The sequence below is a fragment of the Actinomycetes bacterium genome, assembly GCA_024222295.1.
Taxonomy (GTDB): Bacteria; Actinomycetota; Acidimicrobiia; order Acidimicrobiales; family Microtrichaceae; genus JAAEPF01.
Window position 1 is genome coordinate 1 of sequence record JAAEPF010000016.1, and the last position, 1,172, is coordinate 1,172.

Annotated in this window: 1 protein-coding gene; it reads left to right on the forward strand. The window is 69.4% G+C overall.

From position 1 onward, the window contains the following. The coding region (locus GY812_02690; protein MCP4434390.1) for a DUF1929 domain-containing protein at window positions 1-1,172 on the forward strand (1,172 nt) is incomplete at both ends.

Consider the following 1,172-nt stretch of genomic DNA (forward strand, 5'->3'; position numbering starts at 1 on the left):
CCAACGGCCACGTGCTCGTCGTGGGCGGCAACACCAGCGGCGTGAAGTTCACCGACGCCAACGGCGTGCTGCAGCCCGAGTCCTGGGACCCCGACACCGACACCTGGACCCTGCACAATCCCCAGGCCGAGGCGCGGAACTATCACTCGACCGGCGTCCTGCTGACGGACGGCACCGTGCTCAGCGCGGGCGGTGGGCTCAACGGCAACGCCAACGTCGACCACTGGAACGGAGAGATCTTCTACCCGCCCTACCTCTACCTGCCCGACGGCAGCCTGGCGCCGCGCCCCAGCATCACCAGCGGCCCCGACCTGATGCGCACCGGCGGCACCTACACCTTCACGGCGACGCCCGGGGTTCCGCACTGGAGCCTCATCAAGATGTCCGCCACCACCCACACGATGAACACCGACCAGCGCTACCTGCCGGTGTCCTTCGAGGAGACGGCGGCGGGCACCTACGCGCTCAGCCTGCACAACAACGTCAACGTGCTCACGCCGGGCTTCTGGATGCTCTTCGCGGTCGACGCGGCGGGCGTGCCCTCGGTCTCCGCGGTGGTGCAGATCGTCACGACCGGAGCGCCCCGCGCCGTGGCCCCGCCCGAGCAGTTCAACCGGGTGGGGGACGCCATCGAGCTCACCATCGAGGCCCGTGATCCGGACGGGGATCCCATCGGCTTCGTGGCCAACGGCCTGCCTCCCGGCCTCGAGATGGATCCGGTGACCGGGGTGATCGCGGGGGTGGTGGCCGAGGCCGGCATCTTCGACGTCACCGTCATCATCGACGACGGCACCGACCTCGCGGTGCTGGCCTTCCGCTGGCTCGTGACCAGCCGCTCCAACAACAGCGAGTTCGGCCGCGAGACCGACGACCACTCCGCCAACCAATGGCACCCGGTGCAGCTGACGAAGCTCTACTTCGACCCCGTGGTGGTGATGGGTCCGCTCACCATCAACGGCGCTGACCCCACCACCATGCGCGTGCGCAACGTGGGCGGGAACGGCTTCGAGTGGGCCATGGACGAGTGGGACTACAAGGACGGCAGCCACACCACCGAGACCGTGTCCTGGCTGGCGGTGGACGCGGGCACCTACCAGCTGCCCAACGGCAGCACGCTGCTGGCCAGCCACACCGCCGCCGTCGACACCGGCTGGAGCGCCGTGGCCTTCGAG